This is a genomic window from Zunongwangia sp. HGR-M22 (assembly GCF_027594425.1).
GTDB lineage: Bacteria > Bacteroidota > Bacteroidia > Flavobacteriales > Flavobacteriaceae > Zunongwangia.
Map to the genome: position 1 here is coordinate 2,102,161 of NZ_CP115159.1, position 17,364 is coordinate 2,119,524.

Genomic DNA, 17,364 nt, shown 5'->3' on the forward strand with positions numbered 1-17,364 from the left:
TCAAAAACGATTTTAAAATAATATATATTATTTCAAAATTATCGTTTTTGGCTTCTTAGTTAACGGAATTTTATAAGATCCGTTCATTTTATCAAATTGTAGATCAAGTTCTTTGTTGGATCTCAAATATGCTTCCGGGCTATCCGCTGTTTTTTCTTTTAAAACCAATTCTATTTCTCCTGAAGAGGTATCATAAATCAATTCTTTAAAAGTACCAGCGTCTAGCGTTAGCCATAACTCCTTTGGTTCAAAATAAATTTTACTTTTAGCAGCGGTGGTAAGGATTACCTTTATTTTATCGTCAACTTTCTCGATATTTCCACCAAACGAAAGCCATCCAAAATCTGCATTATCGGTAATGTAAGTAGCCGAATTGATTGCATAACCAAAGAAGTTAGATCCATAATCACCAGATAAATAATCGATTCTCATAGTAGATGGATACGAGTGGAAAGCTGCAGATCCAAATCCGTCTTTTGTGATATTAGAGATCGCTCCTAAAGTTCCGCCATAGCCAACTTTCAATAAATAAAAATCTGGATTATTTCTATACGCTTTCAACACAGGAATCGCATTTAAACCAGAGCCGTAATGATGAATTTGGCGTTCTACTCTGGATAATTTACCTCCGTAAAGGAAATCCCAATATCTACGTGCGTTACCGTTATACGCCCAGTGCGGCATAGTTGGCATGTACGCCAAGATCGCATTTAAAGTAACGTTTGCCTTTTGCTGATACCCAAAATAATCACTCCACATAAATACTTCTTCCTGACCGGTAGAATCCCAAGGCATTTCACTACCAAATGGATAATTAAGAGACTTCCAGTGATCGGCTCTTTTCTTCATCGAAGCTTCTAAAGTAGTCGCCATCTCGGTTAATCCTTCCGCTTGTAGATCTTTTAGGATGTTCAAGAACACTGTTCCTTCCATTTGTCCAAAAACAGCATACCAAGGCGCTAATTCTGGCATCGTAACCGAGGTATGATACGCCTGTTCTAAATACCATTTCCAATCGTGATTGTTTACCAATCCTTTGTGATATCTCGATAAACGATACATTACCCAATAAGCGGCTGCAACGTGAGGATAGTTATAAGATCTTCCGGGGTCGTCTGCTCCTTCTTTATTCCATGCAGCCCATGTACCGTAATTTATGGAATCATTATAAGTTCCTTTTGGTAACGAATCTGGCTCGTAAAAGAAAACACTTTTTTTCACTCCGTATTTTCTTTTTCCTTCATCATACTGAATGCCACCCCAAAGTGTTTCATCAATAAACAATTCCAGTTTTTCGATCTCTGCTTTTTCTGGCTGAATTAGTTGCTTCATCATGGCTCCTAACCAGCTACCAGCACCACCTTCATCACTTAATCCGGCTACCCATGCACGACTGTCCTGAGTGATTTGCTTTTTATCTTCGTAATCATAAGAGATCACCGAGTTTGTTCTCCCAAAGAATTCATCAGGCTGATCAAACCATTGTTCGGTCATCAAGAAATGTCCAAAATCATCGACAACTTCGGTTTCTGGCTTAATCACTTTATAATTGATCGTTTGTTCTAAACCATCTTTATAAGTTACCGTTACACGGCTTCTACCCCAAATATTTCCTTTTATCTGATATTCGGTAAATCCGGCACCTTTTTTTCCAATTTCGGTAATAGTAATTGCTCCTTTTGGTTCTACCAAAATGTCTTCTACAGCTTCTGGATAATTAAGGAATAATTTTCCGTCTACATCCATTGGCAACACATAACCTGGCACACCAACGACTACCGGTCTCTTCTCTTCGATTAATTTATCCTGAATTTCTTTAATACTAGACGCTAATACAATTTTCAAAGCGAAATTCTGCGTTTCTCCTGCTCCAAGACTTAAAGAAGTTGGTTTATTCCACTGGTCTTTATCTTTCCACTCTTTTTCAGCATAAGCTTTACTAAGCGCCATCCATTCGTGAACACCTTCAAACACAATACTTCTATTACTAGGATCGTCATTTAATGGTCGATACGCTTCAAATGGCATATTGCTTTCTGGTAACACTAATAAAGCTTCGCCTTCTCCCGTAAGATGTTTTACTTCTAAATAGCCGGCATCGTTACCTATATATGGGTCAAAAAATACATTATCGGCATGCGTTTCATCCAAATGCTTTCCTTCTAAAATGTTATTAAAAGCCATTGGCGTTCCTAAAGCACCAATTTCAACAGATTTGTTTGTTGGGTTTGTAATTTCAAAACGTAAAACCAAACCACCGTCCTTTTCCTCATAGTATCTTTTAATGTTAAGTGGATTTTCCTTACCTAAAGTATTACTTAAATCGGATGCTGCTAAAACATTACCAGACAACGATAAAGCTTCTACTTTTTTACGATGCTTAGCCGTAGAAAAAGACTTCCATTCGCCATCTTCTTCTTTTATTCTGAAGTTTAAATCGCCAATATAATAGATACCGTCTTTATCACGAATTTCGATACGTTCACCCGGAGTAAAATCGAAATCTGGATCTGAATTTGGGTATAAGCCCGCTACGGTTTGTGAGGCGTTTACCAGTTTTAGTGTAAATTCATCGGTTTTTAATTCATTAAAACCTTCTTCGATCCCAAGTGTAGATTCCCGATCTTTAAGGTTGTCCCAATAGGTAGATTCCTGCTGTGCACTTGCCGTTATCGTTATCAAAAACAATAAAAGCAATGTCTGTAATTTAGTTTTCATGTTCATTTTTTACTCAATTCTCAAGAATTACATCCAAAAATGGCTAATCCTGATTTCTATTTTTAATGTTTATTTCGTCAGAAAAATAATTTTTCTGCCGACTTACTTATTCACTTTAAACTTATAGATTCCTGCGCTTTCCTTCGGAATTTCAATAGTGTTTTCTGAAATTTTTATATCAGCTTCAGTAATATTTATCCGCTCTTTATTTTCTTCATCATTATAAACCATATCATTTTCTCCTGAAATAATAAATGATTCTCCTGAAGTTGCTATGCTTTCTGAAATTCCGTCTAATTTTAAAGATTGCGACGCATGCGTAGCGTTTACTACTGAAATGGTAAGATATTCACCATCTTCTGTTAACGTAGCTGAAACATCTAAAGGTTCTGGCGATCCGGTAAATTCAAACGGCTGCGTACCAAACTCTTTACGGTATAATTTTAACACCAGTCCCGTGCCTTCTAACCAGGCATCTGTTTTGGTGGTTTTTATCGCGCCAATTACATTTACGGTTTGTGCATAATTCGCCATATAATAAATATCCGACTGACGAGAGAATTCATTCAATCCTGCAGCGATACCCAAAGCGTCCCTTAAAAAATAGCGTGTACCTAATAAACCATACACATGTGGTCCGTACCAGTAATTCCACTCATCCATAGCAATTTTGATATTCTTCTCGGCTATTCCTGGAATTTCCTTGCGTGCTCTTCGATGCTCTTCAGCCACAGCCGAGATCACTTCTGGCATCTGGTTTACGTGGGTTAATAAACCACCGGCATGCCAGTTTTGTTTATAAAAATGCTCACTTATATAAGTCATATACGCTGCACTGTTCTCATACATCATATCATTCCATTTCCCAGGATAACCCACGGCGATCAGATCGATATCGGGATCTACTTCCCACATGGCTTTAGCCACTTTATTATGCTTTTTTACGTAATCTTCGATAGGCATGTGCCCTAATTGCCAATCACCAAACATCTCGTTTCCTACTGCCCAAAGTTTTACATGGTAAGGTTCTGGGTGGCCATTCTTAGCTCTCCATTGGCCCATTTTTGTAGAAACAGCTCCGTTAAAATATTCAACCTCATTCGCAGCAAGTTCAGCAGTACCAAGACCGGTGTTAACCGCAATATTGGCTTTGGTGTCTAAAATCTCACAAAGTGCCATAAATTCGTGTACCCCAACATCATTGTATTCTAAACCATTCCAGGCTCTTTCAAATTTGGTTGGGCGTTTATCAGGATCGCCAATCCCATCTTTCCAGTCGTAACCCGAAACAAAATTTCCACCGGGCCATCTGTAAATTGGCGCGTCTAATTGTTTCATTAGCTCGATCACTTCAGCGCGGTATCCCTTAATATTATCGCTCGGCATTAAAGAAACAGCCGCTAATGTTAATTTCCCAGCTCCTTCAAAAGTGATCTCTAAACTTCCATTATCACTGGTTTCTTCCGAAGAAAACTTAAAAGCTATTTTCTGAAAATCAGTTCCTGAAACTTCAAAACTCTCCTTGTTTCCGTTTAATGCAACAGTAACTTTTTTAATACCATTTCCTTTAAAAACCAATCGCCCATCATAAGTTTTATCAGAAACAAGCGCTAACTTTTGTTGTTTTAAGCTTAAATTATTTTCTACCTGGTATACCGGTAATTTTCCCCGTGAATATGCATAAGAGCTATCGATGCTAACCAAATTGGTGTCTACAGCGGTTTCCCAAGGCGATAATTTGGTGCCGGGAACATAGTAAAACTTACGATCGTCCAGCATTTCTGCCCACATACCGCCGTAAATAGATTTTCCCATGTGCTCTATAAACTGCCCATAGATATATGGCGACATAGGATCTAATTTTTCGTCTAAATTTATGCTGATTTCTGGTTTTAATTCTTTAGCTGAAATTTCTTCTAACTGAAAATTATCAAAATAGATCTTTCCTTTTGCCTGCCCTTTTTTTCCAAGTAAAAACTCTAGCATAAAACTGTCGTCCATTTCTGTAGAGAATTCCATTTCGACTTTTGTCCAATCGGTATCTCCTTTAAAAATAGTATCCCCTGTAAATTCAAATTTTCCAAGTCGTAATCCGGCACCACCATGCTCATTTTCTCCTTCTACACCTTCAGTTTTTACGAAACCAGTTACTTTATAGGTTGCAAAAGGTTTTACATCAATTTTTTTAAACCAACGCTCAGCAGTTAAGGTATCTGAAGATAACATAAGTACCTGCGAATTGTATTGATCTGAAGCTACATTTATATAATGAGCCGGTGCGCTCCATTGCTCGTATTGCCAGCCGCTTTCTTTTACATTTGCATTTTTTGCCGGAGATAATAAATTTTTATTTTTTTCCTTTTCACATGCTCCGAGTGAACAGACCATAATCAAGAGAAAAAGGATATTTATGTATTTCATTTGTTGGGTTTGAATTAGCGGTATGTTTAGATGTTTCGGCTTAGTTAAAATCGGTTGAGAATTTCCAGTTTGCTTTATAATTTTTTGATATATTTTTATCTTCTAGCAATAATCGAAGTATAGCAACCGGCATTATATTTTCCTGCATCACCCGATCGTGAAATTGCTTTTCTGTCCATCCCTTTTCTAAAAGTTCATTACGTAACGCATAAAACTGAAGTCCTCCAATCATATATGCTAATTGATATAATGGCGGGGTGTACGATGTTGCAAAAGATCGGCGAACTTCAGCTTCGGCATTAGCATATTCGTGCCCTACTTCGTCTACTAACATGTCTATACATTGCTGCGGAGTCCATTCTCCCAACTGGTATTTTAAAGAGAAAATAATACGTGCACAACGGTGAATTCTCCAAAAAAGCATTCCCATTTTTTCTTCCGGAGTACGTGGGAATTCTTTATTCCATAAAATGATTTCCCAGTAAAGTGCCCAACCTTCCATCCAAAAAGGAGTATCAAATGAACTACGATAAGGTTTATTTCGCTGGTTCATATAAAATTGAAGATTATGTCCCGGGTGTAATTCGTGCTGAACAGTAGGAAATGAGAAGTTTGGATTATTACCCCTCATACTCATTAATTTATCTTCGTGCTCCATTCCTTCTGTTGGATACGAAATACTAATTTCCCAGCCACCGGTAAAAAACGGATTCACTTTTTGTCTTTCTGGCGTCATCATGATCATTCCCCAGGTTTCTTTTGCCAATTTGGGAATAGTAATTAAATCGCGCTCTGCAATAAAATCTACTGAATAATCGTATAAAGTATTGATCGCTTCCGGCTGCTTTCCTGGCGCTACATACGTATTTTTTACATGTTCTAAAGCCGCTTTCCAATCGTCTCCATAGCCCATTTCCTTTGCCGCTTTGATCATTTCACCTTTACACCATGCAAACTGACTTTCGGCAGTTTCGATCAATTCTTCCGGCGTGTATGGTATAAACTCGTATTCGAGATTTTTGATGAGTGTTTTTCTCCCCACTGGTTTCCCAATAATTCCGCTTCCATCGTCTTTTTGACTTTCTTTTGAATAGTTTTCTTTTAAAAAATCAGCATATTCCTTCAACTTTTTATCTAAAGAAGCATACGGTGTTTTCATCCACCAGGTAAAATCTGGATCGTAATTATAATAGAACTTATAAGCTTCTCCCAAACCAAGATGAAGTGACGAAATGATCGCAGCAGCTTTTTCAGCCTTCAACCAATCTTCGAATTCGTTGATTTTAAGCGCTTTTATTTTTTCTGCAATCTTTTTTTCAGCATCATTAAAAGTCATCGCTAAAGCTTTTGCATCTGGCTGAGTTCCTCTTCTTCGTTGCTTAATAAAATCGTATAGATCATCTGCAAAATCAACTACAGAAGCAACTTCTTTAAAAGCTTCGTAATCCTGATTAAGCAGATATTCTTCTTTTTCGATCAAGTTTCTTAAAAGCACATAATCTGCTTTTCCATCTTTCGATAATCCATTAAAATCAATGTCCTTTAATTTGGTCTGCCAATTTGCATAAAACTGGTGGTAACGTTCGTAATATTCCATAGATTCACGAATATTATAAGTACGTCTTAGCGCAAATTTATCGGCTTTAAATGTGTTAATCACATCGATCATTTCATTAGCATAAATGCTGGTTGAAATACTTATAAATAGGAAAAGACAACTTAATAATTTCTTCATAATAGGATCTGAGATATTAGATTTGAGAATTTAGAATTCTGATAAAAACATTAATCAAGATCTACATCCAGATATACAGAATGTCTTCCGTAGGTATCATAAAATGGTTTGTAAATCACGCCATCGATCTCGAAAATAAGCTCTTCTGGATTTCCTTTAATTGTTGCTCCAATATTTTCAGCATCAAAATTTACTTTACGCCATTCAGTTCTTGGTTCGTCTTCCTGCGCTGCTAATAAAATAGGACCATAAAATAAACTTGCGATATTTTGCTGATCCATCACAGGATCTAAATGGAACCCAAAAGGCATTTTTAATGCTACCGTATCACCATCTTTCCACTTTCTACTTAGGGTTAAATAAGTTCCCGGTGTAGCTTCTACGCTTTCTTCTTTACCGTTGATTTTAACGACAAATCCTTTGGTAGCCCAACCTGGCACACGTAATTTAAGATCAAACTTCCCTTTACCTTTAATCGTTAATTTGGTACGATCTTCTTTAGGGAAATTAGTTTCCTGAGTTACTTTTATTTTCTCCTCATGCCAATGTAAAGTAGATGGCACGTAAAGATTCACGTATAAAGATTTGTTATCTGCTCCTTTAAAATAGATCGAATTCTGAAGTTTTGTACTGCTCTCTAAAGCTGTACCGTTACAACAGGTAAAACCAGTCATATCAGGGTTTCCAAAACTTTTTTTGGAACCTGGGCGCAACGGAACATGATACGTGTTTGCTGGAGAATCTTCGGCTACGGAAGCTAAGATATGATTATACAATCCGCGTTCGTAATAATCCATAAGTTCCGGGCGCTGCTCGTAAAGAAATAAATTACGAGTAAGTTTTAGCATATTATAAGTTGCACAGGTTTCGTTTTGCCCACCGGCAGATAAACCATTTTCGTATAAAGTTCCCGGTTGCGCGATAAAACATTCGGCATTTGCAGGATTTCTGGCTCCGGCAACTCCACCAATACTGTACATATAATCCTTAGTAGCTTTTACCCAAAAGTTATCGGCCACATTAAAATATTCCGGTTGATCTGAATCACGATACATTTCCAACGCACCAACGATCTGCGGGATATGTTGATTAGCATGTAATCCTCTAAAAGTATCTACGTTTTTGGCTAAACCGTGAGAATGATTGGCGTCCCCAAAAAATACTTTGATATTATCAAAAAGACGGGCAGTTTCTAAATAAGCATCTTTTCCTGTGATTCTATATAAACGCGCCATAGCTTCGTTCATTCCCCCAAACTCACCAGCGATGTAGCGATTCCACATGCTAATAAGGATTTCGGTTGGTAACTCACTAAGACGAGCATACACCCAGTCTCCCATTCCTTCAGCAACCGCTAAAGCTTTTTTGTTTCCGCTTACTTCATAGATATCCATTAATCCGGCAAGGATTTTATGAAGCGTATAGTAAGGTGCCCAAATCTTTGTTTCTTCAGTTCCGTAAACAGCTCCTTTTTCAAGCATAATAAATTGATCTGGTGGATAGGCACTAATAAATCCTTCTCCCCAGTTCCAATAATCGGTACGGATACCTTCTTCACTAAGATCGGAGCTGTAAATTTCTTTTCCTGGTCCCATAGGAACCGTAGTTGGATCGGCGTTGAATTCGCCACCTTGCTCGGCAGCTTTTCCAGACATTTGCGATAAATCGTATAAAGTATTTACCATATACTTCATTTTATCGGCAAAGTTTTGCTGCAATTCCTTATCGTAACCTGTGCTTGCGTAAGCTTGTGCAATTGCCGTTAAATAATGGCCCGAAGCATGGCCTCGTAATTTCGTTTCCTGCGTATCCCAAACGCCAAGAGGTTTTGCTCCCGCCGTTTGCTCTTGTCCAAATGCATTTCTAAACATATACAAAAACGAATCGGGATCGGTTTCTGCCAGTGTATTTATAAATTTATCACGATTTTCAATGAATTTGGTGTTTTGGCCATTAGCATTAGCATCTAAGTTTACCGCGTCTAAACCAAAAGCTTCTAAGGCTCTAGATGGTTTTTCAGCAGCAATAATTTGCACAACATTAACGGTCGCTTTTGGTTTTAAATCTGTTCCGGCTACGCTTCCAGTTACGGTATAGGTTCCGGTTTTTAAAACTTCGCTATTATCTGTTGGTGCTGGCCAGGTTACTTTTACTTTTGGTCCTTTTAAGCCATTTTTATAAGTTCCTTCTAGTGTTCTTGGTAGTCTTGGTAAAACGCCTACTGCGGTTTGTATTTCAATATCTTCTACGGAAGTTAAAAACTCATTGTACAATTGCGGAGAAGTTCTTGAAAATTCCGGAAGATTGTCCTGAGGTTCTTTACGTTCGTTTACCACACCATCACGCTTTTTAAAGGCATTTTCAAAAATTCCTTTTACCTGATTATCGGTAAGTCCTATTCTATAAATTCTAAAATCATGAATACTGGCGTCTAAAGCAGGCTTGTCTTCAGCAATAGATCGACCAATATATAATTTGTTTTCTTCGCCAGATTCTACGTTAAAAACATCAGATAATTCAAGGTCAATTTTTTCTTCTAAACTTACCTGAACGCCGTTGATATAGGTTTTTATAGTTTTGGAAGGAACATCGATCACCAAAACCAAATGCGACCAACGATCTTTTGAAACTTCAGCTACTGAACTCGATAATGTGTATTTTTTGCTTGAATTTTTAGCAACTTCAGCTGTGAAATCTTTCGTTTCTCCAATTCCGAAAGGCGCTAAATACGCATGTGTATTTTTATTTTTTCCGAAGTCAAAAAGAATTTGGTCAATATCTGTCGAATTTAACTTGACCCATCCCACCATACTAACCGACTCAACATTGTTTAATGCGGAAGATGGTAGAGAAATATATGCATCTCCTGAAAGTGACAGCACATTTTTAAATAACTCGTCTTTTACAAATTTCGCGTCACCTTTAATCGTTGCGTGCAGGTTGTTACGAGACCAGTCTTTGGCATCTTTTTCAAAAACATAGCGGGCAATTAAACCTGTTTCTCCAATTCCGTCAAGAATTTGATCACCCTGAGCGCGGACTTCAAGTAATCCTGCGATCATAACGCAAATAAAACAAGTGATAATTTTGTGCAATTTCATATTATAGATCTTTCGGTATAAAAAATTAAGCTTGTTTCTACGATTCTTAGTGCATTAGTTGTAAACCTTATCCCATGATGGCGGATCTACCTCTAATAAATGCTTCACGAAAAAGTCTCTTCTTTTTCGTTCGCCAAAAACACCACCTGAAGTATGATTCTCTCCCGGTAAAACCACCAAATCAAAATCTTTATTGGCTTTTATCAAGGCATCTGCAAATTGCATAGTCGATGCAGGATCTACATTATCATCTAGTTCCCCAACGATAAGCATTAAATCCCCCTGCAGTTGGGCGGCATTTTCGATATTTGAATTTGCAGCATAGTGTGGCCCTATTGGATATCCCATCCATTGCTCGTTCCACCAGATCTTATCCATTCGATTATCATGACAGCCACAGGAAGCGACGGCAACATCATAAAAATCTGAATTAAAAACCAAAGCAGCACCAGCACTTTGCCCACCGGCAGAAGTACCGCGAATACCCACTTTATCGGCATCCATATAAGGATATTTTTCAGCCGCAGCGGTAATCCATAGTTTACGATCTGGGAAGCCGGCGTCTTTTAAATTCTGCCAACATACATCGTGAAAGGCTTTAGATCGGTTAGAAGTTCCCATCCCGTCGATTTGTACCACGATAAATCCAAGCTCAGCTAAAGAGCTTAACGCCCAATAATAACTACTGAATTCCTTCGGAACAAAAGAATCGTGCGGACCCGCATAAATATATTCGATGATTGGATATGTTTTTGAAGGATCAAAATTGGTAGGTCTTACAATAATTCCCCAAATATCAGTTTTTTGGTCTCTACCCTTTGCGGTAAAAACTTCAGGTTGTTTCCAGCCTGTTTTTTCTAATGCTGTAATATCTCCTTCTTCTAAAGCTAATATTGGCATTTTCTTACCTGTTTTTTTCAGAACAGTTACCGCCGGCATATCTACTCTGGAATATTGATCTACATAATATTCTTTATCTGGAGAAAAAGTCACTTTATGGTTTCCGTTTTCAGAAGTAAATCGGGTAAAATTCTTTCCGTCGAAATCAATTCGGCAATAATGGATCAAATAAGGATCCTGCCCTTTATCCAAACCGCTGGCCGTGAAGTAAACTTGACGATTTTCGTCATCAACTTCTACAACTTCTCTAACCGGCCAATTTCCTGAAGTTATTTGATTTTTAACCTTCCCGGTGTTACTATCGTAAAGATAAAGATGATTGTATCCATCACGTTCTGAAGCCCAGATAATTTCATCTTTTCCTTTTACATCATGGCGATACTTTTTACCGCTATAATCGATAAAAGTTGAGCTGGTTTCATCGATTATAGCTGTAGTCTTTCCTGTTTTCGCATCAACTTTAATTACTCGGTATGCCTGGTGACCACGCTGATTGAACTCGAATGTAAACGAAGAACTGTCGTCTTTCCATTGATAATTGTATAATGAAAATTGAGCATTAAAAAGATCTGTAGATACCGGAATATGCTTTTGAGAAGCCACATCAAAAAGTTGCGGACTCTTAAAATCCAGCTCATCTCCCGGTTTTGTGTAATCTCTGGTATGTAATTTTGGTTGAAGCTGATCGTCTGGTCTGGATTCTACAAAATAGATATCATGTTTTTCGCCCGGTCTTACTTTATAAGCAACAATCTTTTTGCTATTTGGCGACCAGATAATATTTGCAGCATAAAAGAACCCTTTTGTACCGTCAAAACTTAATTGTGTTTCTTCTTTTGTTTTATTGTCTTTTATATAAAGATTAGAATTCTTTATAAATGCGGTATATTTTTTATCTGGCGATGGTGCAGGATCGCCTTCTCTTTCATTTCCTCTTCTCCCCCAGTATCCTCTGTCCCGTTTTCTACTAGGAACATTTTCGATCGCACTAATCTCGTAACCTGCAAGATCTATATTATATTTTATGGTATCTAACTGAAATTCTAAATTCGATTTATTTTCATCGAATTTTAGATTAGAAATATCGATTTTAAAACTTTCAATTTCCTTATCTAATTTTTCTGAAAGTGCTGCTGCTAATTTTTGATGATCAAAAGCTGATTTTTGTTCTTGTGTTTCAGCATTTACAAAAACATATTCACTACCTGCTTTTGTGTTATTTTTATACCAAAACTCTTTGTCGTTTAACCAGTTAAAGCTGTTTGGCGTATTAAAAACTTTATTTCTAAAAAGAGTATCCAGAGATTCTGCTCTTTTATAATCTTCTACCGTTCCCTGTGCGAATAGTTGCTGCACTACAATTGCAAACAAAAAAAAGGATATATATTTTGTTTCAAATATTCTCATGTTTTAAATATAATAGAAGTAATTATAAAAACTTCGACCAATAGTAGCTGTTTATAATACAATATTGACCTTATACCATAATCTAGGTGATTAAATAATAATTATTGTATCATGATTGAAAGATAATAGAGAAACCAACAAAGTGGAGATACACTTTGCTGGTTTAAAACTCAACAAATTAATAAAGGCTAATTTTTTAATATCCCGGGTTTTGTTGCAGGTTTGGGTTAGCATCTAAGAAAGTTTGAAAAATTGGGAACACATTTTTATAATCTGCCCCTGGTTCAGCATCTTTACAAAACCAAGATTTTCCGTTATAAACATTAGTATTAGATCCTGATAACCTAAACCTTATAAGATCTTGTCTTCGATGATGTTCTCCAACAAATTCCCAAGCTAAATCATCTAGTAAGCCACCAAATTCTATATCGGTACCACCTTCATAAGTAGCTACTAAATCACTGTAATTGGTTGCACCTTCACTAGTATATTCTCTGTGTCCGTAATCATAAATACTACCTCCAGTTAAATCTTGCACAGTTCGAATAGCCTCATTTTCATCTTCAAAAGCACGAGCACGTACTTCACTAACCAAACGTGCCGCTTCAGACTGATCTCTATTTAACCTTAATAAACACTCTGCTTTTATAAACATAGCATCTGCCAGCCTAAAGAATGGTACATCATCACCATAAGTTCCATCGACACCCGGTACAATTTCATTTTTCACAAAACGATAACCTTCCATCATATAAGCTCCTGGATTATCGATAGAATGCACTCTTTTGGTATACACTAAATTTACTTCTCCCTGATCATCAGCATTCATTTTTAAAGGCTCTCCACTATAATAATCATATTGTTGGCCATAAGCCCAAGTATCATCTAAGCGGGAATCATTTTCATGATAAGTATCTATAAACTGAGGTATTGCACAGCTACCATTCCATGGTGCTCCATCATAACCAAAAGCTTTAGCTCCTTCACTGGTAAGTGCTTTATTTACAAGATAATTTGCATTAGCATAGGTGTAATCTAGTGGAATGGCAAAAATAATTTCGTTATTTCCTGCCAAGCTAGCTTTAAAATTGTCTTTATAATTAGCTGATAAAGAATATCCTCCGTTATTAATTATATCATTCACCTGTTCTAAAGCGAGTTCAAAGTATTCAGTATTATCATAATCGTTAAACCACGCATTATGATTTAAATACATTTTTGCCAGAATCATTTCAGCTGCATATTTATTAGGATATCCATAAATTTTTTCCGTTCCTAAATCTTCTTTCACAGCATTAAGCTCTGATACTACAAAATCAAAAACTTCTTCTGGACTGGCTTGCTCTGGCAGATAACCACTTTCTACCAGCTGGGTCGTTTCTAAGGGCACATTTCTAAACAAATCGAATAAAATATAATAGTACAATGCACGCATGGTTCGAAGTCGGGCGCTTTGTAATGGATTTTCTTGAATTTCTGGAAGATCCAGAATTGTATTGGCATAACCAATACCTGAATAAGCATTATCCCAAATTGTACTTAAGTGACCTATATTGGAATTGAAATCATGTTTATGCATCGAAATATAAAGATCTCCCCAACCTACTCCTATACGTAAAGGTGTCATAATCAAGTCTGAAGACTCTTCCTGAATATCGAATAGTCCATTCCACTCCCAATATGTATAGCGTAAATGATTATATACATATCCCGTTAATCTAGAAATATCCTGTTCGTTATTAAAATCGATATCCTCGTTTGTTAAAATACTATGTGTATCTTCAGAAAGATCTGTACAGGAAAATGATGCCAAGAAAAAAACAGCTACACCTGTTAACTTTATTAATTTATGTTTGAATATATTCATGATGTCTTTTTTAGAAGTTTAATTTGGTACCTATTGTGAACGATTTGATTGTAGGGTATTTATCCCTAAAGTCATTCCCGGCAGCATAAAAATCTCTATTATCCAATTCAGGATCCATTCCGCTATAGTCTGTAATTGTTAAAAAGTTTTTAGCAGAACAGTATAGGCGAATATTCGAAATATAATTTGATATTTTTTCAATTTTGAAATTATAACCCAGCGTGATATTATCCAATTTCACAAAATCTCCTTTCTCTAAATAATGACTTACAAAAGCCTGAGCTTGAGCTCCAGATAATGGACGTTCTCCATAAACGGGTTCTGCAGCAGATTTTAAACGATTATATTGGATCGAGTTATTTTCGTAAAACATTCGTTGTGTATTCAAAATATCGAAACCAAACTGACCGCTAATTAATGCAGTTAAATCGAAATTTTTATACCTAAAAGTATTCGTCCATCCCATATAAACAGTAGGGAAACCATTACCAAGATACTGGCGATATTCGTTTGTATTCAAACTTGTGGAATACGGTATAGCTTCACCGGTATTTGGGTCTTCTACCAAGAATAATCCATTCTCTGTTACTCCTACAGATTTTAATCCCCAAAAATTTCCTATTGCCTGGCCTACCTCAACTCTATGTGTAGGAACATTTACCGGATCCCCTGCATAAGCAACATCTAAGTAATCCTCTGTTTCATATAAATCATTTGATAAGCTTAAAAGTTCATTATCATTATGCGTTATTGTAACTGTGGTTTCCCAAGAAAAATCATCGTTGGTTACAGGAAGCGCATTAATCATAAGTTCAAATCCTTGATTTCTAATTGAACCAACATTCGCTAATGTTTGTGCGTAAATATTTGGGGGTAATGGCACATTATATGAATATAATAAATCATCGGTATCCTTTCTATACATATCTAAAGAACCACTTAAACGATTGTTCAAGAAAGAAAAATCAAGCCCTAGGTTAATTTCTGAAGTTCGTTCCCATTTTAAATCTGGATTAGGATTTTGGGTGACCATTAAACCAGCAACCCATTCACCATTTTCATTTACAAAATTTCCGTAATCACTATCATAATTATAAGTTGTTAGAGAAAGATAATTATCATTAGGTCGTTGCCCAGTTACCCCATAACCTGCTCTAATCTTTAAATTATTCATCCAGTTGGCAGAAGTTAAGAATTCTTCATTACTAAGTGTCCAGCCCGCAGATACTGATGGGAAAAGCCCCCATTTGTGATTATCACCAAATTGGGATGAACCCTCTCTACGAATACTCGCAAGCAAATTAAATCGATTGTCGTACCCATATTGAATTCTTCCAAAAAACCCTATTAAACGAGAGTCAATTTTTCCACTACCCATTCCGGCATTACCTTCATTCAGCCTAGAACCAACTCCTATATTATTATAGAGATAGCCATCTGTAGGAAAATCTGAATTGCTGGCATAAAAGTTACTCGTACTAAAATAACTGTAACTATATCCTGCTAATGCACTAAAACGATGACTAGTATTAATATCGAATTCGTAATTGGTAGTAAGTTCCAAAAATTTATCTTCTTTTTTCTCATAACTTTTATAAGCACTACCACTAAATCCGGTAGTTTTAGATGAATAATATCTGGAAGTACTATAGGTAGAAATATCGGTGGCCGCTAAGTTTTTTGCGATTAGAAGATTAGTTACCCAGTTTTTTATTGGTTCAAAGGTAACATTACCAGTAATATTGGTTCTGCGTAATTCACGATCTCCAATTAACTCGTTATTCATCGCTACAGGATTGAAATATTGGTACCGCCCAAATTCTTCAAAATAATCGCCGTTTTCATCGTAAATAGGTGAAGTTGGATTACGAATAATTGCTTGACGATAAACATTGCTTATTCCGGTATCCTCAATATTATTAGGGGTTCTTTTACGCTGCTCAGAAAAGATTTTAAACCCGACTTTTAAAATATCTTTTAAAAGATATTGTTCTAAATTAAGCTGTAATCGTAATTGATCGTTATTCGATTTTTTAATTGTTCCTTCTTCATATCGATAGGAAATGTTTCCTGAATAAGATGTAAGCTCTGATCCTCCATTAATAGTTAGAGCATGATTATGCATAAATCCTGTTTGTGAAATCTTATCCAACCAATCTGTTTCAAAGCCTCCATCACTATAAGAAGTTAATCCGTTACGAATATCTTCCGGAGTCATAAAATCAGCTTCTTTATAAAAATCGGATACCGATACAAAACCATCATAAACTACACTTGTTTTACGGTCGAAAGTACCGGATTTTGTGGTAATAAGAATTACTCCATTTGCACCACGAGTTCCGTAAATAGCTGCGGCACTAGCGTCTTTAAGCACGTCTACTGAAGATATATTTTCTGGAGCAACCATTGTTAAATCTCCAGGAACTCCATCTATGAGGATAAGCGGACTTGTACTACCATTTAATGTAGTTACACCCCGCAACATGATATTCGATTCGTTATTAGGATTTCCAGAGCTATTACTGACTACTAAACCCGCAACTTTCCCTTTAACAAGTTCAGCTGCATCTTGAATTTTTCCAGGGTTAAATTCTTTCTCAGAAACACTAGCAACTGCACTAGTCACCTGGCTTTTATCTTGTTTTCCATAACCAATTACAACAACTTCATTAAGTGATTGTAAATCTTCTTTTAAAGTAACTTCTAGCCTAGATTCAGTTTTAGTGACACTAACTTCTTTTTTTGCATATCCTATAAAACTAAAAACAAGAATAGCATCATCAGATGTTGTATTTAAATTAAATTCACCATCAAAATTAGTGACAGTACCATTATTTGTATCTTTTTCTTTAATAGATACACCAGGTATCGGTACTCCTTTTTCATCCTTAACCATCCCGTTTACTGATGATTGAGCAAATAAAGTTTGTGAAATTATAAGCATTAAGAATAGTGATAAAACCGATATTTTAGGGTTTAAACTATCTTTTAAATAAAATTGTCTTTTTTTAAACATACACACTAGTTTTAATGTTTTTTGATGAATTTAAATCATCAATTATCAAAATAAAATTCAATAATGATAATGTAAAACTACAACTAGACTTAATTATTTTTTAAGATAAAGTTATCATAAAATGATACTATATTAACAAAGTATACACACATATTAAATTATTTAGTAAATACTATTTATTAAATAAAAAAATCAGCCA

The 17,364-nt window shown here is 36.1% G+C and carries 7 protein-coding genes; all 7 read right to left on the minus strand.

Annotation, left to right across the window (positions count from 1 at the left end):
• Positions 1-27: 27 nt before the first annotated feature.
• A complete protein-coding gene (locus PBT91_RS09175; protein WP_270058187.1) occupies positions 28-2,718 on the minus strand; it encodes a DUF5695 domain-containing protein in 2,691 nt (896 codons plus the stop codon).
• A gap of 102 nt (positions 2,719-2,820) precedes the next feature.
• A complete protein-coding gene (locus PBT91_RS09180; protein ID WP_270058188.1) occupies positions 2,821-5,139 on the minus strand; it encodes an alpha-L-arabinofuranosidase C-terminal domain-containing protein in 2,319 nt (772 codons plus the stop codon).
• A gap of 40 nt (positions 5,140-5,179) precedes the next feature.
• Entirely contained in the window at positions 5,180-6,874 is a 1,695-nt protein-coding gene (locus PBT91_RS09185; RefSeq protein ID WP_270058189.1) for a DUF885 family protein, read from the minus strand.
• A 50-nt stretch (positions 6,875-6,924) separates the two neighbouring features.
• Complete coding sequence (locus PBT91_RS09190) at positions 6,925-9,975, minus strand: beta-L-arabinofuranosidase domain-containing protein (protein WP_270058190.1); 3,051 nt, start codon at positions 9,973-9,975, stop codon at positions 6,925-6,927.
• A gap of 54 nt (positions 9,976-10,029) precedes the next feature.
• Positions 10,030-12,246, minus strand: a complete 2,217-nt coding sequence (locus PBT91_RS09195; protein WP_270058191.1) for a S9 family peptidase — start codon at positions 12,244-12,246, stop codon at positions 10,030-10,032.
• 232 nt (positions 12,247-12,478) lie between these two features.
• Positions 12,479-14,149, minus strand: coding sequence for a RagB/SusD family nutrient uptake outer membrane protein (locus tag PBT91_RS09200; RefSeq protein WP_270058192.1), 1,671 nt, complete (start codon positions 14,147-14,149; stop codon positions 12,479-12,481).
• A gap of 10 nt (positions 14,150-14,159) precedes the next feature.
• Entirely contained in the window at positions 14,160-17,165 is a 3,006-nt protein-coding gene (locus tag PBT91_RS09205) for a SusC/RagA family TonB-linked outer membrane protein (protein ID WP_270058193.1), read from the minus strand.
• Between the last annotated feature and the right edge of the window lie 199 nt (positions 17,166-17,364).